The 17,728-nt window shown below is 37.3% G+C and carries 18 protein-coding genes; 4 read left to right on the top strand and 14 right to left on the bottom strand.

The window, feature by feature from the left end; all coding sequences use genetic code 11:
* Positions 1-258 (top strand): transposase (locus M1F37_RS08825; protein ID WP_247935511.1); only part of this gene is annotated, 258 nt, incomplete at its 5' end.
* 68 nt (positions 259-326) lie between these two features.
* Here M1F37_RS08825 and tsf read toward each other — a convergent pair.
* From tsf to yfmF, 12 genes are all read right to left on the bottom strand, one after another.
* Entirely contained in the window at positions 327-1,367 is a 1,041-nt protein-coding gene (gene tsf / locus M1F37_RS08820) for a translation elongation factor Ts (RefSeq protein ID WP_247935510.1), read from the bottom strand.
* A 78-nt stretch (positions 1,368-1,445) separates the two neighbouring features.
* On the bottom strand, positions 1,446-2,225 hold the full coding sequence (gene rpsB / locus M1F37_RS08815) for a 30S ribosomal protein S2 (RefSeq protein ID WP_000268459.1): 780 nt from the start codon (positions 2,223-2,225) through the stop codon (positions 1,446-1,448).
* A 225-nt stretch (positions 2,226-2,450) separates the two neighbouring features.
* Positions 2,451-3,674: a peptidoglycan hydrolase PcsB gene (gene pcsB / locus M1F37_RS08810; RefSeq protein WP_247935509.1), complete on the bottom strand. Its 1,224-nt coding sequence runs from the start codon at positions 3,672-3,674 to the stop codon at positions 2,451-2,453.
* A gap of 93 nt (positions 3,675-3,767) precedes the next feature.
* Positions 3,768-4,262 carry a rod shape-determining protein MreD gene (gene mreD / locus M1F37_RS08805; protein ID WP_247935508.1) on the bottom strand — a complete coding sequence of 165 codons (495 nt, stop codon included), beginning with the start codon at positions 4,260-4,262 and terminating at the stop codon, positions 3,768-3,770.
* A complete protein-coding gene (gene mreC, locus M1F37_RS08800) occupies positions 4,262-5,080 on the bottom strand; it encodes a rod shape-determining protein MreC (protein ID WP_247935507.1) in 819 nt (272 codons plus the stop codon). Before mreC ends, mreD begins: the two co-directional genes overlap by 1 nt.
* A 59-nt stretch (positions 5,081-5,139) precedes the next feature.
* Positions 5,140-5,934 (bottom strand): energy-coupling factor transporter transmembrane component T family protein, encoded by a 795-nt coding sequence (locus M1F37_RS08795; protein ID WP_247935506.1) that lies wholly within the window; start codon positions 5,932-5,934, stop codon positions 5,140-5,142.
* Positions 5,927-6,766 (bottom strand): energy-coupling factor transporter ATPase, encoded by an 840-nt coding sequence (locus M1F37_RS08790; RefSeq protein ID WP_247935505.1) that lies wholly within the window; start codon positions 6,764-6,766, stop codon positions 5,927-5,929. The genes M1F37_RS08795 and M1F37_RS08790 overlap by 8 nt, the downstream gene beginning before the upstream one ends.
* Entirely contained in the window at positions 6,751-7,578 is an 828-nt protein-coding gene (locus M1F37_RS08785; protein ID WP_247935504.1) for an energy-coupling factor ABC transporter ATP-binding protein, read from the bottom strand. The genes M1F37_RS08790 and M1F37_RS08785 overlap by 16 nt, the downstream gene beginning before the upstream one ends.
* Positions 7,575-8,120, bottom strand: a complete 546-nt coding sequence (pgsA, locus tag M1F37_RS08780) for a CDP-diacylglycerol--glycerol-3-phosphate 3-phosphatidyltransferase (protein WP_247935503.1) — start codon at positions 8,118-8,120, stop codon at positions 7,575-7,577. The genes M1F37_RS08785 and pgsA overlap by 4 nt, the downstream gene beginning before the upstream one ends.
* 10 nt (positions 8,121-8,130) lie before the next feature.
* On the bottom strand, positions 8,131-8,958 hold the full coding sequence (rodZ, locus tag M1F37_RS08775; RefSeq protein WP_247935502.1) for a cytoskeleton protein RodZ: 828 nt from the start codon (positions 8,956-8,958) through the stop codon (positions 8,131-8,133).
* 41 nt (positions 8,959-8,999) lie between these two features.
* Positions 9,000-10,283, bottom strand: coding sequence for an EF-P 5-aminopentanol modification-associated protein YfmH (yfmH, locus tag M1F37_RS08770; protein ID WP_247935501.1), 1,284 nt, complete (start codon positions 10,281-10,283; stop codon positions 9,000-9,002).
* Positions 10,280-11,530, bottom strand: coding sequence for an EF-P 5-aminopentanol modification-associated protein YfmF (gene yfmF, locus M1F37_RS08765; protein ID WP_247935500.1), 1,251 nt, complete (start codon positions 11,528-11,530; stop codon positions 10,280-10,282). The genes yfmH and yfmF overlap by 4 nt, the downstream gene beginning before the upstream one ends.
* 158 nt (positions 11,531-11,688) lie before the next feature.
* Between yfmF and yaaA the strand changes: the two genes are divergently transcribed.
* Together yaaA and recF are read left to right on the top strand one after the other, a co-directional pair.
* Positions 11,689-12,057, top strand: a complete 369-nt coding sequence (yaaA, locus tag M1F37_RS08760) for a S4 domain-containing protein YaaA (RefSeq protein WP_247935499.1) — start codon at positions 11,689-11,691, stop codon at positions 12,055-12,057.
* A gap of 2 nt (positions 12,058-12,059) precedes the next feature.
* Positions 12,060-13,157 (top strand): DNA replication/repair protein RecF, encoded by a 1,098-nt coding sequence (gene recF, locus M1F37_RS08755; RefSeq protein ID WP_247935498.1) that lies wholly within the window; start codon positions 12,060-12,062, stop codon positions 13,155-13,157.
* Positions 13,158-13,207: 50 nt separating this feature from the next.
* On the opposite strand, the gene guaB is transcribed toward recF, so the two are convergent.
* Positions 13,208-14,686 carry an IMP dehydrogenase gene (gene guaB / locus M1F37_RS08750; RefSeq protein ID WP_247935497.1) on the bottom strand — a complete coding sequence of 493 codons (1,479 nt, stop codon included), beginning with the start codon at positions 14,684-14,686 and terminating at the stop codon, positions 13,208-13,210.
* Positions 14,687-14,848: 162 nt separating this feature from the next.
* On the bottom strand, positions 14,849-15,874 hold the full coding sequence (gene trpS / locus M1F37_RS08745; protein ID WP_006149093.1) for a tryptophan--tRNA ligase: 1,026 nt from the start codon (positions 15,872-15,874) through the stop codon (positions 14,849-14,851).
* A gap of 207 nt (positions 15,875-16,081) precedes the next feature.
* Between trpS and M1F37_RS08740 the strand changes: the two genes are divergently transcribed.
* Complete coding sequence (locus M1F37_RS08740; RefSeq protein ID WP_000958774.1) at positions 16,082-17,704, top strand: ATP-binding cassette domain-containing protein; 1,623 nt, start codon at positions 16,082-16,084, stop codon at positions 17,702-17,704.
* Positions 17,705-17,728: the final 24 nt, after the last annotated feature.

Raw genomic sequence — 17,728 nt, 5'->3', positions numbered from 1 at the left:
CTCATTGAGGACAATCTAAAGCAGGTTCATCCTCTTTTTCAGACTGTCTTTAAGACATTTCTCAAAGACAAAGAAAAAATCGTCAATGCCCTTCAGTTACCCTATTCCAACGCAAAACTGGAGGCTACGAATAATCTCATCAAACTTATCAAGCGCAATGCACTTGGATTTCGAAACTTTGAAAACTTCAAAAAACGGATTTTTATCGCTCTGAATATCAAAAAAGAAAGGACGAAATTTGTCCTTTCTCGAGATTAGCTTTTCTTCAACCCACTACAGTTGACAAAGAGCCAAAAAAGGAAGCAATTTAGCTTCCTTTTAAATTATTAGTTATTCAAGGCTGCTGCCATTGTAGCTGCAACTTCAGCTTCGAAGTCGTTTGCAGCTTTCTCAATACCTTCACCAACTTCAAAGCGAGCGAACTCAACTACTGAAGCGTTAACTGATTCAAGGTATGCCTCAACTGTCTTGCTGTCATCCATGATGTAGACTTGTGCAAGAAGTGTGTAAGCTTGGTCAACTTTAGTGTTATCAAGCATGAAGCGATCCATTTTACCTGGGATGATTTTGTCCCAGATTTTTTCTGGTTTGCCTTCTGCAGCCAATTCAGCTTTGATGTCAGCTTCAGCTTGAGCGATTACTTCATCAGTCAATTGAGCTTTTGATCCGTATGCCAAGTGTGGAAGTGCTGGTTTACCAACCATTGCACGGCTTTCGTTATCTTGGTCGATGACGTGGTTCAATTGAGCCAATTCATCTTTCACAAATTGTTCGTCCAATTCAGTGTATGAAAGAACAGTTGGTTTCATTGCAGCGATATGCATTGAGATTTGTTTTGCAAGAGCATCGTCTCCACCTTCGATCACAGAGATAACACCGATACGGCCACCGTTGTGTTGGTATGCACCAAAGTGTTGTGCATCTGTTTTTTCAATCAAAGCAAAACGACGGAATGAGATTTTTTCTCCGATAGTTGCTGTTGCAGACACATATGCAGCTTCAAGAGTTTCACCTGAAGGCATTGTCAAAGCAAGAGCTTCTTCGTTGTTAGCTGGTTTTCCTTCAGCAATAACTTTAGCTGTAGTATTTACCAATTCAACGAATTGAGCGTTTTTCGCAACGAAGTCAGTTTCAGCGTTTACTTCAATAACTGCTGCAACATTACCGTTAACATAAACACCAGTCAAACCTTCTGCAGCAACACGATCAGCTTTCTTAGCTGCCTTAGCCATACCTTTTTCACGAAGCAATTCAATCGCTTTTTCGATGTCACCGTCTGTTTCTACAAGCGCTTTTTTAGCGTCCATAACACCGGCACCAGATTTTTCACGCAACTCTTTTACAAGTTTAGCTGTAATTTCTGCCATTTTGATTCTCCTATATTTTTTAAAAATAGGAGAGCCGGGCTAAGCCCCGCCCTCCTAGGTAATTACTATTTATATAAATTAAGCGTTGTCGCCTTCTACAACTTCAACGATTTCTTCAATTGAATCTGCTTGAGCTTCTGAAGCTGCAAATTCTGCTTCAACTGCTGCTGCATCTTCACCTTGACGTCCTTCGATGATAGCGTCAGCCAATTTAGCTGTAATCAATTTAACAGCGCGGATAGCGTCATCGTTAGCTGGGATGATTACATCGATATCATCTGGATCTGTATTTGTGTCAACCATCGCTACAACTGGGATTCCCAATTTTTTAGCTTCTTTAACAGCGATTTGCTCTTTATGTGGGTCAACTACGTACATCACATCTGGGATACGAGGCATATCTTCGATACCTCCCAAGAATTTTTCAAGACGTGCACGTTGTTTGTTAAGAAGTGCAACTTCTTTCTTAGGAAGAACTTCGAAAGTTCCATCTTCTTCCATACGTTTGATTTCTTTCAAACGAGCGATACGTTTTTGGATTGTTCCCCAGTTTGTAAGAGTTCCACCCAACCAACGGTGGTTGATGAAATATTGACCTGAACGTACTGCTTCTTCAGCAACTGCATCAGCTGCTTGTTTCTTGGTACCAACAAACAATACAACTGCATCGTTAGCTGCTGCATCACGCATGAAATCGTAAGCTTGGTCAGCGTATTTTACAGTTTGTTGCAAGTCGATAACGTGGATTCCGTTACGCTCAGTGAAGATGTACTTAGCCATCTTAGGGTTCCAGCGACGAGTCTGGTGACCAAAGTGTACACCAGCCTCAAGAAGTTGTTTCATTGAAATTACTGCCATGAGTATTTCTCCTTTTTGTTTTTTTCCTCTTCTTGACTTCAACTCGCAAAACGACCCAAGGGCAACTGTTTCACAATTCATCAAGAATGAGTATTATCGTTCACACGACAAGTTTCATTCTACCATACTTTTTCAATATTTTCAAGCGATTTTAGTAGATTTTTAGAGTAAGTTCACTATATAAATCATAAAAGAGACTCAAATCGAGCCTCTTCGTTTTATTCATTAGTTTGGATAGATATATGTTACAAAACCTTCTGAAGTTGTAGTAGGATTGAACCATCCACGTTTGTTTCCGATTGTACGGTTTCCACCATAGTTTGATTCAGATACTTGGATACTTGTTGATGATGAAACAGCTGTAACCACGGCTACGTGTCCATATCCACCATCATTCCAACATGCAATGGCACCAACTTGAGGTGTAGATCCTGTGCGGAATCCTGCAGCAGCTGCACTTGTAGCCCACTGTGCTCCATTACCCCAGTAATCTCCAGCCCAAGGTGCCAATGTTTTAGCTCCCCATGTACACTCACCAATTGGATAACTTGAAGCGTTTGTACTGTATGTTGGACGATGTTTTACTGGTGCAGGAGTGTAGCTTGTTGATTCTGTTGAAGCACTACTTGAAGATGATTCAGATGAAGAAGCAGTAAATACTGCTTGAACTTCTGCTGTAAAAGTTGTATTCCCAGAAGCAACGACTGTTTGTTGTTGACTTGCTTGTTTAGCTTTATAAGCTGCTTCTGCTTCTGCTGCTGCTTTAGCTTCTGCTTCCGCTGCAGCTTTTTTCTCAAGTAAACTTGCTTTTTCATCCTCTGCAGTAGCCTTTTCAGCAGCAAGATTCAATTCTGCAGCTTTCAATTCAGCTTGTTTTGTAGTTAATGTTTGAGCATCATCAGCTAGTTTTTGCTGATTTACAATAACTGTATTAATTGCATCATTGTTGGCTACTTGTTTTTCAGAAATAGCTTTTTTATCTGCTTTTTGTTGTTCCAACATTTTGTTGTTTGCAGACACTATTTCACTCATTGCAGCAACACGTGAAATAGCTTCTGTAATTGATTTTGAGTTTACAATTGTATTGATGTAATTTGTTGCAGCTCCATTTGTTTGAGCACTACGAGCTTGTTTTTGCAATGAATCATTACGAGATACAATATTCTTAGAAAGTTCTGTAATTTCACTCTCAAGCTTTTTAGATTCTGCTTGTAGTCTATCATTTTCAGATTGCAAGTTTGATTGCTCTGTTTGAATAGCAGATACTTGCTCCTGAATTTGATCAACTTGTTTTTGAGCTTCTTGTTGTTGTGCTGTTAAATTACTAATTTTATTATCTTGAGCAGCAATTTTGTCATCAGTAGTTTCTGCATGCGCAGTTGTTAAAACAGCAACTTGAGAAACCATTACTGTACTTAGTAAAAGTGACGCTAAGATTTTTTTCTTCATATTACGTAGATACTCCTTCTTTTAAAGACAATACTAGTATACCAAAAAAAGGCCTAATGAATATTACGCCTTTGTTACATTTTTATTTCTTTCTTATAGGTAAAATTTTTCAAAAATAAACTGAAAAATAATCATCCATATAAGGTTCAAAATCATTGATGGCACTAAACTATAGACTATGAACAAAGATATACTATCCACAGTTAGACCTACCACTATTGCAAGTATATAAGCTCCCATCTCAAATAGAAAAGTCATGACAATAATTGCCAACATTCTCGTCCAACGATTCAATAAAATAACACTATTAAATTTATGGAGAAATGCCCCCAACAAGACGAATAACAGAGTCGCAATCCCTATCAAGTGGAAAAAGTAAATATCATAAACCAGACCCACTACAAAACAATAGGCTAAATAGAGATACTCTGATACTTCAATCGTCTCAAATAAGAGAAATAAAAATAGAAAATGACTAGCCAACTGCACGTGGGGAAAAAATGAGCCCAGAAGCTGACTAATATGGGCATCAATTAGAACAAAGAAAGGAAGCAATAAAAATACTCCAACCCGCTTCAACTGTCTCATTATGAATTCCCCACTAATTCTATCACATCCACATTACGCGTATCTGCACTCAATTTAACAGTTACTTCTCGTGTCAAATAGTCCGTACTATGCGTTGTAGCAACCACTTCACCAACTGGAATATCCGCAACATTAAAGTTTCCTAATCCACCTGTTGTCACCTTATCTCCCGCACTAATATCGCTATTACTATTTAATTGACTAATTTTGAGAACGTCATTTTCCTTGTCATAGCCAACAATAATTCCATAAATTGTAGTAGAACCATGTTGAATTTTAACCGAAATCTTATCAGCATTTTCCGTATTTGTCAGTAGGTTTACCATAGTAGAGTTCTCCTCTACTTTTGAAACACTTCCAATCAAACCACCATTTGCAATGGCTAACATGTTCTCAGAAGCCCCTTTTGATTTGCCTGCGTCTAGGGTTAACTCCTGCTTCCAAGATACCGGAGAACGCATAATTACATCTGCTGCTAAAGTCTTTGTAGCTTGCAATTTGGACTTCATATCAAGTAATTGGCGCAGTTGTTCATTTTCCGTCTTTAAACTTTCCGCCTCATTTGATTTAACTTCTAATTGGTAAATCTGTTTCTTCAAACTTTCATTTTCATTATATGTTCGTGTCAAGTGAGCCAAATCTGATTTGACAGAATCAAACAACTGAAAAGGTTTTTGTACAACTCTATCAACCAATGAGATTCCATCTCCTAATTTTGTAACAATTGCACTTGAATAAGTCGTCGCTAAGAGAGCTGACACAAGCAGAACAGTGACAAAAACAATAATGACATATTTTGATTTTTTAAAACGGTTCATATCCCTACCTTTATATCAAAAACTGTTACAGTAACTTTTAATCAATGCTTTAAAAGCTACTAAGATTTTAAGAAAAACAAGCAAGCACCAAGTATGATAATAACAAGAATGGTCAGCGTGTCCTTTCGAGTCCATTCCAATTGTCGGTATTGACTTCTGCCTTTTCCACCCTGATAACCACGCGCTTCCATGGCAATAGCCAAGGAATCTGCACGTTTTAAACTTGTCGCAAAAAGAGGAATCAAAATAGGAATCATCGCCTTTACTTTTTGAACAATGCTTCCTTCTCCAAAATCCACTCCACGCGCTTTCTGTGCATTCATAATCCGCGTCGTATCATCCATTAAGGTCGGAACAAAACGCAAACTCATAGACAGCATCAAACCAATTTCATGAACTGGAACTTTCACACGCTTTAAAGGCGCTAATAAAGCTTCGACAGCTGATGCCAAACTTAAGGGCATGGTCGTTAAGGTTAACAAAGTAGAAAAGAAAATAATCAATACAAAGCGACAAAAGATAATTCCAGCTTGTTGCAAAGCATAATCTGTTATTCTCACAAACGAAAACTCAAATAAAACATTCCCATTAGAAATGAAAAACAGTTGGAAAATAGTTGTGAAGGCAATCAAGAAAAACATAGACTTCAAGCCCTGAATAAAAAATGAAAGAGATACTCCTGACAAGGCAATAAATATCCCTGTCGCTATAAAAAGAATTAGATTCGTCAAGGGATTATTAGCCCAAAAAACAATTAAAATCAGTAGCATCATAGCCAGTAATTTACTACGCGGATCCAATCGGTGAACAATCGAATCCCCTGGGATATAACGCCCCAAAATCATACTATCCATTTAGCGACTCCTTGAACTCCTCTATCTTAATCGGTAATCGTTTAAATGACACGCCTCTATCAGCCAATCGTTTACAAAAGGCCGTAATTTTAGGTACTCCCAACTGCACTTCTTCCATAAAGACAACATCTTGAAAGACATCACTTGGTTTACCACCCTTAACTAAATGTCCCTTTTCCATCACATAGACTTGATTTGCATATTCAGCAACATCATCCATCAAATGCGTTACCAAGACAATAGTCATCCCTGACTGGTGGAGTTTTTTGAACAAATTCATCAACTCTTTTCTCCCCAGAGGATCTAGGCCTGCTGTGGGTTCATCTAAGACTAATATAGCTGGATCCATGGCAAGTATGCCTGCAATGGCGACACGTCTCATTTGTCCACCTGACAGCTCAAACGGACTACGATCAAAAAGTGATTCATCAATTCCAACCAGAGCCAGTTTCTCACGCGCAATCTTCTCCGCATCTTCTTCAGAAATTCCAAAATTTTGCGGGCCAAAAGCAACGTCTTTCAAAACCGTTTCTTCAAAAATCTGATTTTCAGCAAACTGAAATACCAAGCCAACCTGTTTTCTAATTTGACGAATATCTTTATTTTTAGAAGTCGAGGTGATTAAGGTATCAAAAACCCGCACACTCCCTTGACTTGGAACCAACAAACCATTTAACAGTTGTAAAATAGTTGATTTACCACTACCTGTGTGGCCAATTAAAGCCGTATAAGAACCATCTTCAATCATCAAAGAAACATCTGACAAAGCTGTTGAAGCTAAGGGAGTCCCTTCTTGATACGTAAAACTCACATTTTCTAGAGCAATTCCCATAGCTTATCCTCTAGCTCACTTTCTGTCAAATAATTTTCAGGTAAATCATAGCCATTCTGGCTCAAAGAATGTTTTAATTGATTAGCAAAAGGATCGTCTAATCCAATTTGATCTAAATCATTTCGAGAGAAAAGCTCCCTTGGATTACTAGTTGATTCAATCGATCCTTTTTTCATGACCAATACACGATCACTCATGGCAACTTCTTCCAAATCATGAGTAATGGAAATGACTGTCATATCATAGTCTTTTCGAATTCCTTTTACTGTCTCAATGAGTTCTCTTCGTCCCTCAGGATCCAACATACTTGTCGCTTCATCTAGGATTAAAATAGCTGGTCTTAGAGCTACAACACCTGCAATAGCCACACGTTGCTTTTGGCCACCTGATAGACGCGCTGGCTCTCTCTTTTTAAAGTCCAACATGCCAACCAAATCCAGAGCTTCTTCCACTCTCCTTTTCATTTCTTGACGAGAAAGGCCCTGATTTTCCAAACCAAAGGCGACATCATCTTCAACAGTCGCTCCAACAAATTGATTGTCTGGATTTTGAAAAACCATACCGATTTGACGACGTATATTCCAAACATTTTCCTCAGTCAACCGTTGACCATCAATTACAATCTCTCCAGATTCCGCTTCCAATAAGCCATCAATTAACCGGACAGTAGTTGATTTACCACTACCATTATGCCCTACAATCGAAAGCCATTCTCCACGTTTCACGTGAAACGTAATATCTTTCACATCATAGTATTCCTGACTTTCCTTATAACGAAAAGAAAGATTTTTTACATCAATTATTGATTTCATTTCGAACCAAATGTCCCTTTAAATACATAGGTACTACCCTTGAAATAATCATAGCCAGAGTAGATAGTGAAAAACAAGGCTACATAAAGTAGAACTTGACCAATCAAAGTCCAGTGTAATAGCAAGAAAATAATGGCAAACATCTGACTGAAAGTTTTAATTTTTCCAGGCATTGCTGCTGCTAAAACTGTTCCACCAGTTTCAACCAATAAAAGCCTTAAACCTGTAACAGCTAATTCACGACAAATAATCACTGCAACAATCCAAGCCGGAGCCATACCTAACTCAATCAGCATAATAAAAGCCGACATAACTAGTAGTTTATCTGCCATAGGATCTGCAAATTTACCGAAATTACTGACCACATTCCATTTACGTGCTAAATATCCATCTAAATAGTCGGTAATACTGGCAACAGCGAAGATAATAGCTGCCACTATATGACCCTCTATCGAATTTCCTATCGTTAAAATAAAGATAAAAATAGGTATAAAGAGAATTCGACCTATTGTTAGGAGATTTGGAATTTGTTCTTTTTTCATTCGTTTTTCCTTAATTTTTAGTAAAGGTTACAGTGATTTTTCCAGTCTGAGCTGTTAATTTTGATAAGTCAACAGTCTGATTATCTACTGTTAAGGCAACGCCTTTGACAACACCTAAAGTAATGGTCACAGGATTTTTTGTTGAAACTGTTGTTTCCGCACTTTTATTATCCGGTGATAAGGTCACACCACCCTCAAGATCGCTTTCTGAAATACTAACCCAACTTCTAGCATCTGAGACTGATAATTGTAATTTTGCAGTTTCTTTGCTCGTTTTATAAGCAACTTCTACTCTATTTCCTTCACCTGATACACCTATAGCAGGTTCCATATTTGAAGAGCTACTTGATGAACTACTACTTGAAGATGAAGTTACAGAACTAGTCGAGCTTATTACTTGGACTACACTATAACTAGACGCAGATGAACGCTCCGGTTGAGTCTGGAGATAATTCCAAACATAATAAGTCACAAAAATGACAATCGATAATGCAAAGAGTATAAAATAAAATAAAGGTAAAAATGATGTCTTATTTTTCTTACTTGAACGTCTTCTACCTGTCAACTCGTCTTCATCAACATCTACTTCCTCATAGGTAATCATGCTCCCAGAATCATAAGCATCCAAGACAATTCGCTCATCTAACTCAACTGCCCACGCATACTTTCGCAAAAAAGAACGAGTATAAAAGGGACTAGGAAGTTGATCAAAATCATCAGCTTCCATTGCCTCCAACATATCCAACTGAATTTCTGTTTTTTTGTGTAATTCTTCTAAAGTTAACCCTTGGTTGGTTCTAGCTAAACGTAAAACCTCACCAATTGTTTTTTTCCTCATACTTGTCATTCCTTCTTTCTAGTGTCTATTATGATAGATTGCTACGATGGGAATATTGTAAAATCAACTATATCACCATCATCTATTAAATGATGTCCAGCATCAAGGACATCCTCTAAAGTAATTTCCTGTAAAATCTTCGGCAAATCAAAAATTGTCTCACCTTTTCCAAAAACATCATATTGCGTTGCAATAAATTCAAGAGAGTTCATGCTACTGAAAAATTCTCCAAACATCTCTCTTTTGATAATGTCTAAATGTTCCTCTGTAATATCTAAATCCTTTGTAAAATTACGAATAGCCTTCCTAAACTGATGAGATAAAGCAACTGGCTCTTTTGTATCCATTGTCAACATAACAAAATGAAAGCGACTTGTTACTTCAATTTCAAGAGATAAGGAAGCATCTACTTTACCTGATTCATATAATTTTTGAAAACGATCCGAAGTCCAACAAAACATCATTGCAAACAATAATTTTAATAAAATATGATATCGGTAGCAATCTGCCTTAGCAACTTCTCGCTTACCTCTAACTCCAATCGCTAGTTTGGGAGAAGATACTTCCATCCTCATGCTGTCTGTTTGCTTTACAGGCTGTAAAACAAACTTTCCTCTTGCTAGTTCCTGAACATCTAAATCTTCCAGTTCTTTTCTCTCAAAATAGTCCTGAACTAGCTCCACATCAAAATTGCCAACTAAAAACAGAGACATGTTTACAGGTTTGTAAAATCTTGTAAAATTTTCTTGCAAATTAGTTAAATTGATTTGGGAAATTGATTCCTCACTTCCAACTATATCAGTTGCTAAAGGTGTGCCAGGATACAGATTCGCTAAAGTTGAAAAGAATAAACACGAATCTGGATCATCTTGATACATTTCTCGTTCTTGCTGAATAATATCCTGCTCTCTTAAAATGGAATCTTCAGTAAAGTGTGCTGATGTTACCAATTCATCCAGTAAATCTAAATTCTCTAAGAGATAATCCGTCGATGAAAAAAGATAGTTTGTTTTTGTAAAACTTGTAAAGGCATTACTATCTGCACCTAGACTCGTAAAAGCCGACATCAAATCGCTAGAATCTTCTCTCTCAAATAATTTATGTTCAAGAAAGTGAGCAATTCCTGCAGGATATTGTTTTACACCTCTGTCAAATTCTGTGACAAGTGTATCTACTGAACCAAACTGGACAGTTACACTCCCGTAAACCTCTTTAAATTCCTTTTTAGGCAAAAGAGAAACTGTCAACCCATTTGACAAACGAGCTCGATAAACCATTTCTTTTACAGCTGGATAGTATTTTTCTTCAAAAACAACCTTTGTCATTCTATTCCTTCCATAAAGTAAATTGCTTGTAGTTTCACATTACTAGCTGCTCTACAAATAGCATCTCTGTCAACTTGCTCGAGTTTTGCAATCCAACTTTTAAAATCTGCTGAAGATTTTCCAAGTAAGGCATTTTGATAAGCACGTTCAATCAATGAACTTTGATTATCTTGAGAAAGTAACAAAGACCGACGAATCATTTCCTTGGTCTGCTCTAACTCAAGCTCTGTAAAATATCCTTTTTTTAAATCAAGCAGTTGATTATTCATCATTTTACGAGCCTGGTTCCGATTTTCTCGATCGATACCAGCATACATCCTCAAGAATCCACTAAACAAATCGAGCTGACTTGAAATAGTATAAGCCAATCCAGCATTTTCACGGACATTTGTAAATAGTTTAGAGTGAGCAAATCCACCAAGTAAACCATTCATTACAATCATAGGTAAATGTTGCTCATCACCATATTCGGAAGGGCAATGATAACCTAATTCCAAAATGGATTGCCCCACATTTTTCCGAACCATCCCTTCCTGAAGAATATTGGAATAAGGTTGACAATACTGATCATTCACATCTCCCTTTCGACCTTTAAAGCCAAATGATTTTAATACATTTTGAATTTCGACCTCATTAAAATCACCTAGGAAAAAGAAATCGATTCGATCATTGGCCAAAAATTCTTGAAAACAAGAATAAGAACTTTGTGGAGTTTCAACTAAAATACGATTTCGTAAATCACTGTATTCCAATTGGAGACGTTCATCATAAAAAAATAATTTATCTAATTCTTTATGTGCGAAATAAAAAGAATCATCCATATCAGCTGCTAAACTTGCTAGCAATTGCTTTTTCTCAATTTCAAATAAACCCGGATCAAACCCATTATCAACTACTACAGGTGAAAAAATAGTTTCTTTTACAAGTTCAAAAACCTGAGAAGTTAGCACATTTTTCCTACTTAAAAACTCATCACGAACATAGGTAAATGACAATTCTACAATATGACTTTGCCCTCTTCTGAAACAATTGGTTGACATATCTGTACCGTATAAACTGGCCAAATGTCTTCTCAAATTTTGAGAAGTGGGGTACATCTGATTAGCAGTCTCTAGCATACTCGCACTCAACATGCGACCTGCAATCGTATTGAGGGATAATGGAGCGGTAAAACGCACGGTGATTTTGTTCGTTTTAAACTTTTTTGATTGGATAAAATGTGTTGAAATTCCATGCACTAACTCCATGATTTACCTCCTTATATACAGACTTCTATTATATCACGAAAACCTGAAATTTTCTTGTTCTCTGTAACACTTTTGAAATAAAAATCGCTTACATTTCTCCCTGTTTCTCTCACTATTTTTAGGAAAATATGGTATAATACCAAAGATTGAGGTGAATTATGGAATACAAATTATTTGAAGAATTTATTACTCTCCAAGCACTACTCAAAGAGCTTGGAATTACACATAGCGGAGGAGCTATCAAATCATTTCTCTCTGAACATTCTGTTTACTTTAATGGGGAATTAGAGAGTCGTCGTGGTAAAAAACTTCGCATTGGTGATAAAATTGACATCCCTAACATGAATATTGACATCTTGTTGACACAACCTACTTCTGAGGAGCAAGAGGAATATCAAGCTGATAAAGTTGAAAAAGAACGAATCACTAAACTTGTTAAGGAGATGAATAAGGGAGTAAAAAAAGATAAATCAAAACCTACTTCATCACCCAAAAGCAAACAAGCTCCACGATTCCCTGGTAGATAATCATGTGGCTACAACACCTATCTCTCAAAACTTTTCGTAACTATAAAGAGACGAAAATAGACTTTAATCCTAAATTAAATGTCTTTTTAGGACGTAATGCACAAGGTAAAACAAATATGTTAGAGGCTATCTATTTTTTAGCCTTAACACGTAGTCATCGAACTCGAACAGATAAAAATCTCATTCATTTTGATGAGGAACAACTTCATCTTTCAGGTCTTGTTCAGAAAAAAACGGGATCCATCCCTCTCGAAATTGAACTAACACAAAAAGGACGTGTTACAAAAGTGAATCACTTAAAACAGGCACGACTTTCAGATTATGTAGGACACATGAATGTTGTCTTATTTGCTCCCGAAGATTTACAACTAATTAAAGGAGCACCTTCGGTTCGAAGAAAATTCATTGATATGGAGCTTGGGCAAATTAAGCCAATCTATTTATCAGATTTAACCAATTATAACCATATCCTAAAACAAAGGAACACTTATCTAAAATCAGCTCAAACAATAGATGAAACCTTCCTTTCAGTACTAGATGATCAGCTAGTCGATTATGGATGTCGTGTAATGAATCACCGCTTAGATTTCATAAAAAAACTAGAACATTTTGGCCGTAAGAAACATTTTGAACTCTCTAATCATATTGAAGAACTGTCAATATCCTATCAATCTTCTGTCAAGTTAACTGACAAAGAAGACTTATCAGAATCTTTCAAAATTGCTTTAGAAAAAAGTAGATCCAGAGATGTATTTAAAAAGAATACTGGTGTTGGTCCTCATCGAGATGACATTTCTTTTTATATAAATGGGATGGATGCTAGTTTTGGAAGCCAAGGTCAACATCGTAGTCTCGTTCTCTCGATAAAATTAGCAGAAATCGAATTAATGGAAAGTATTACTACAGAATCTCCAATATTACTGCTTGACGATGTTATGAGCGAGCTTGACAACACTAGACAACTAAAATTATTAGAAACGATTTCTCATTCAATCCAAACCTTTATTACAACAACAAGCTTAGATCATCTTCAAAATCTACCAGAAAATCTAAGTATTTTCACTATACAGGATGGTAAAGTTTCTGTAAACGAACCTTGACAATATTGTAAAAGAACTCCTGTTTTCACGGGAGTTCTTTTCATTGTTTTTTACATAGAATAATTTGGTGCTTCATTTGTGATTTGCACATCGTGTGGATGGCTTTCTTTTAGACCAGCACCTGACATTTCGATAAACTGAGCGTTATCATGCAATTCTTTAAGGTTAGCAGCACCACAGTAACCCATACCAGAACGGATACCACCAATCATTTGGAAGACGATATCAGCTGCTGCTCCTTTATAAGCAACACGCCCTTCAATTCCTTCTGGAACGAGTTTGTTTGCTTCATTGACAGAACCTTGGAAGTAACGATCGCTTGAACCTTTCTTCATTGCTGCGATTGATCCCATACCACGGTAGGTCTTGAACTTACGTCCTTGGAAGATTTCAGTTTCACCTGGAGCTTCATCTGTTCCTGCAAACATTGATCCAAGCATTACTGCATTTCCACCAGCAGCAAGTGCTTTTACAATATCTCCAGAATACTTGATTCCACCATCAGCGATGATTGTTTTGCCATATTCACGCGCAACAGCTGCAGCATCGTAGATAGCTGTTACTTGCGGCACACCAACACCAGCAATCACACGAGTAGTACAGATAGAACCTGGGCCAATACCAACCTTGACAACGTCTACGCCTGCTTCATAAAGAGCACGTGCCCCTTCAGCAGTAGCAATATTTCCAGCAATCAAAGTACGGTCTGGGAAATGAGAACGAATCTCAGCAATTTTACGCAAGACACCTGCAGAATGACCATGTGCAGTATCAATAACAATCGCATCCGCTCCTGCCTCAAAAAGAGCCTCTGCACGTTCAAATGTATCTGAAGTAACACCTACTGCACCTGCAACTAGAAGACGACCAAACTCATCTTTAGCCGCATTTGGAAACTCAATAACTTTTTCAATATCTTTGATAGTAATCAAGCCAGAAAGACGGCCTTCTTCATCTACTAAAGGAAGTTTTTCAATACGGTGTTCTTGAAGAATGTTCTCAGCCGTTGCAAGGTCTGTACCCACAGGAGCAGTAACAAGATTTTCACTAGTCATATGGTTTGAGATTGGCTGGTTATAATCTGAAATAAAACGAAGATCTCGGTTTGTCAAAATACCAACCAATTTACGATTTTCAAGTGTTTCAACAACTGGAACACCACTGATGCGGTAACGTCCCATGAGTTCGTCTGCTTCTGCAATTGTATGTTCAGGAGTCAAGAAGAACGGATCAATAATAACACCATTTTCAGAACGTTTTACCTTGCGAACCTCGTCTGCTTGTTGAGCAATTGACATGTTTTTATGGATAACTCCGAGACCACCTGCACGAGCAATAGCAATGGCCATTTGACTCTCTGTTACTGTGTCCATGGCAGCAGTAATAATTGGGATATTTAAAGTCAAATTATCTGCCAATTTTGTTGTTAAATCCGCATCATTAGGCAACACATGACTCTCTGCTGGAATTAGCAATACATCATCAAAGGTAAAACCTTTTTTCAAAAATTTAGTGTCCCAATTAGACATTGAAGTTTCCTCTTTTCTTTCTTTATTGAGCTAAACGCTTTTTGTATTGTATCTATCATACCATTCTATGAAAATTTGTCAATTAAATTTATAAGAGAATAAATAAAAAACTATCCCTCTTATTTTAAAGAAGAAATAGTTTTATAGTTCATATTTTATCCATTAGTGAAAGTAATTTAGACCCATTGCAGCTTTTACTTCTGATAGTGTTTGCCCAGCAACTTCTCGAGCTTTTTCACTACCTTTTTGGAGCATATTATAAACCTCACCCATATCTTTAGCATATTCTAGGCGACGTTCGCGGATTGGACCAAGTTCACGTTCTAGGATTTCAAGTAGGTAACGTTTGGTCTTAACATCACCAAGGCCTCCACGTTGATAATGTTCCTTCATTTCAGCAATTTCTTGAGCATCCTCAGGTCGACCGAATACGTCCAAGTAATGGAAAACCATATTTCCTTCAATCTTACCTGGATCCTCAACACGAATATGGTCTGGATCTGTATACATACTCATTACTTTTTTACGCAAAGTATCTGCATCATCAGCTAGGTAAATTCCATTATTAAGTGATTTCGACATTTTGGCATTACCATCAAGACCTGGTAAACGTCCCGCACCTTCGTGCTCAGGGTAAATTCCTTCTGGTTCTACTAAAACATCACAGTTATAGGTATGGTTGAAAGAACGCACAATTTCACGTGTTTGTTCAATCATCGGCTTTTGATCATTCCCTACTGGAACCAAGTTAGCCTTAAATGCTGTAATATCTGCTGCTTGCGCAACAGGATAAACTAAAAATCCAGTTGGAATACTTTCACCAAAGCCTTTTTGAGCAATTTCAGTCTTTACGGTTGGATTTCGTTCCAAGCGAGCTAATGAAACTAGGTTCATATAATACATAGAGAGCTCTGCCAATTCTGGAATCTGGCTTTGAATGAAAATTGTTGCTTTATTAGGATCTAATCCCACTGCAAGATAGTCCAAGGCAACATTCCCAATAGACTCTACAATAGTTTGTGGATCTTTTGCATGGTCTGTTAGTGCTTGCTGGTCAGCTAAAAAAACAAACATGTCATATTTATTTTCTTCTTGTAGTAAGACACGGTTTTTCAAGCTACCAACGTAGTGCCCAATATGTAATTTCCCCGTTGGACGATCTCCTGTTAAAATAATGGGTTTACTCATAATATTCTCCTTTGATATGGTCCTTTCAATTATAGCATTTTTTTGATAAAAAGACAGATAATTTTTTTATCGAAACAATAGAGATGTTACCCCTTTCAATCGTAAAGGGGTTGTCAACTTTGTTTACAAAAAATTGACAAATAAAAATTTGAATAATTGATGATTTTCTAGTAGAATTAGAGTATTACATATAATAGGAGAAAAACTTTGCTAACAGTATCTGATGTTTCACTACGTTTTAGTGATCGTAAACTTTTTGATGATGTAAACATCAAATTTACAGAAGGAAATACCTATGGTTTGATTGGGGCCAATGGTGCTGGAAAATCAACCTTTTTAAAAATCTTAGCTGGGGATATTGAACCGACAACTGGCCATATCTCTCTTGGACCAGATGAACGTCTTTCAGTACTTCGTCAAAATCACTTTGACTACGAAGATGAGCGTGCCATTGATGTCGTTATCATGGGAAATGAAAAACTTTATAGCATTATGAAAGAGAAAGATGCTATCTACATGAAGGAAGATTTCTCAGATGAGGATGGAGTGCGTGCTGCCGAACTCGAGGGAGAATTTGCCGAGCTTGGGGGCTGGGAAGCAGAAAGCGAAGCCTCTCAATTACTTCAAAACCTAAACATTCCAGAAGAATTGCACTATCAAAACATGAGCGAATTGGCCAACGGTGAAAAAGTAAAAGTTCTCCTTGCTAAAGCACTTTTTGGTAAACCAGATGTTCTTCTCTTGGACGAGCCTACCAACGGTTTGGATATCCAGTCTATTACTTGGTTAGAAGACTTCTTGATTGACTTTGATAACACCGTTATCGTAGTATCCCACGACCGTCACTTCTTAAACAAAGTATGTACTCACATGGCCGACCTTGACTTTGGAAAAATCAAACTATATGTCGGAAACTATGACTTCTGGAAAGAATCTTCTGAGCTCGCTGCTAAATTGCTAGCAGACCGTAATGCTAAAGCAGAAGAAAAAATTAAACAATTGCAAGAATTCGTTGCCCGTTTCTCTGCCAATGCTTCTAAATCAAGACAAGCAACATCACGTAAGAAAATGCTTGATAAGATTGAACTTGAAGAAATTGTTCCATCTAGTCGTAAATATCCATTCATCAACTTTAAAGCGGAACGTGAAATCGGTAATGATCTCTTGACAGTAGAAAATCTAACTGTAAAGATTGATGGTGAAACTATCTTGGATAATATTAGTTTCATCTTGCGTCCAGGTGATAAGACAGCTCTTATTGGACAAAATGACATCCAAACGACTGCATTAATTCGTGCAATCATGGGGGACATTGACTATGAAGGAACTGTCAAATGGGGAGTTACTACTAGCCGTTCTTACTTGCCAAAAGATAACTCGGCAGATTTTGCAGGAGGAGAGTCAATCCTTGACTGGTTGCGTCAATTCGCAAGTAAAGAAGAAGATGACAATACTTTCCTACGTGGCTTCCTAGGCCGTATGCTCTTCTCTGGGGATGAGGTTAACAAACCTGTAAATGTCTTGTCAGGGGGAGAAAAAGTTCGTGTCATGCTTTCAAAACTTATGCTCTTAAAATCAAATGTCCTTGTACTTGATGATCCAACCAATCACTTGGATCTGGAATCTATCTCAAGCTTGAACGATGGATTGAAAAACTTTAAAGAATCAATCATCTTTGCCAGTCATGACCACGAGTTTATCCAAACTCTAGCTAACCATATCATTGTCTTGTCTAAAAATGGCGTCATTGACCGTATCGATGAAACCTATGATGAATTCTTAGAGAATGCAGAAGTACAAGCAAAAGTTAAAGAACTTTGGAAAGACTAATTCAAAACTCAGTTGGGTTAACCA

Origin of the sequence: Streptococcus mitis (assembly GCF_023109105.1) — a bacterium.
In the GTDB taxonomy this organism is placed as follows: Bacteria; Bacillota; Bacilli; order Lactobacillales; family Streptococcaceae; genus Streptococcus; species Streptococcus mitis_BW.
Note: the sequence above shows the minus strand (reverse complement) of the source record. Positions and strands in the feature narration are given on the sequence as shown.

What these genes read in the sequence shown, in the direction of transcription:
- tsf (WP_247935510.1), bottom strand. Translation starts at nt 1,367, where the DNA reads ATGGCAGAAATTACAGCTAAACTTGTAAAAGAGTTGCGTGAAAAATCT.
- rpsB (WP_000268459.1), bottom strand. Translation starts at nt 2,225, where the DNA reads ATGGCAGTAATTTCAATGAAACAACTTCTTGAGGCTGGTGTACACTTT.
- pcsB (WP_247935509.1), bottom strand. Translation starts at nt 3,674, where the DNA reads ATGAAGAAAAAAATCTTAGCGTCACTTTTACTAAGTACAGTAATGGTT.
- mreD (WP_247935508.1), bottom strand. Translation starts at nt 4,262, where the DNA reads ATGAGACAGTTGAAGCGGGTTGGAGTATTTTTATTGCTTCCTTTCTTT.
- mreC (WP_247935507.1), bottom strand. Translation starts at nt 5,080, where the DNA reads ATGAACCGTTTTAAAAAATCAAAATATGTCATTATTGTTTTTGTCACT.
- M1F37_RS08795 (WP_247935506.1), bottom strand. Translation starts at nt 5,934, where the DNA reads ATGGATAGTATGATTTTGGGGCGTTATATCCCAGGGGATTCGATTGTT.
- M1F37_RS08790 (WP_247935505.1), bottom strand. Translation starts at nt 6,766, where the DNA reads ATGGGAATTGCTCTAGAAAATGTGAGTTTTACGTATCAAGAAGGGACT.
- M1F37_RS08785 (WP_247935504.1), bottom strand. Translation starts at nt 7,578, where the DNA reads ATGAAATCAATAATTGATGTAAAAAATCTTTCTTTTCGTTATAAGGAA.
- pgsA (WP_247935503.1), bottom strand. Translation starts at nt 8,120, where the DNA reads ATGAAAAAAGAACAAATTCCAAATCTCCTAACAATAGGTCGAATTCTC.
- rodZ (WP_247935502.1), bottom strand. Translation starts at nt 8,958, where the DNA reads ATGAGGAAAAAAACAATTGGTGAGGTTTTACGTTTAGCTAGAACCAAC.
- yfmH (WP_247935501.1), bottom strand. Translation starts at nt 10,283, where the DNA reads ATGACAAAGGTTGTTTTTGAAGAAAAATACTATCCAGCTGTAAAAGAA.
- yfmF (WP_247935500.1), bottom strand. Translation starts at nt 11,530, where the DNA reads ATGGAGTTAGTGCATGGAATTTCAACACATTTTATCCAATCAAAAAAG.
- yaaA (WP_247935499.1), top strand. Translation starts at nt 11,689, where the DNA reads ATGGAATACAAATTATTTGAAGAATTTATTACTCTCCAAGCACTACTC.
- recF (WP_247935498.1), top strand. Translation starts at nt 12,060, where the DNA reads ATGTGGCTACAACACCTATCTCTCAAAACTTTTCGTAACTATAAAGAG.
- guaB (WP_247935497.1), bottom strand. Translation starts at nt 14,686, where the DNA reads ATGTCTAATTGGGACACTAAATTTTTGAAAAAAGGTTTTACCTTTGAT.
- trpS (WP_006149093.1), bottom strand. Translation starts at nt 15,874, where the DNA reads ATGAGTAAACCCATTATTTTAACAGGAGATCGTCCAACGGGGAAATTA.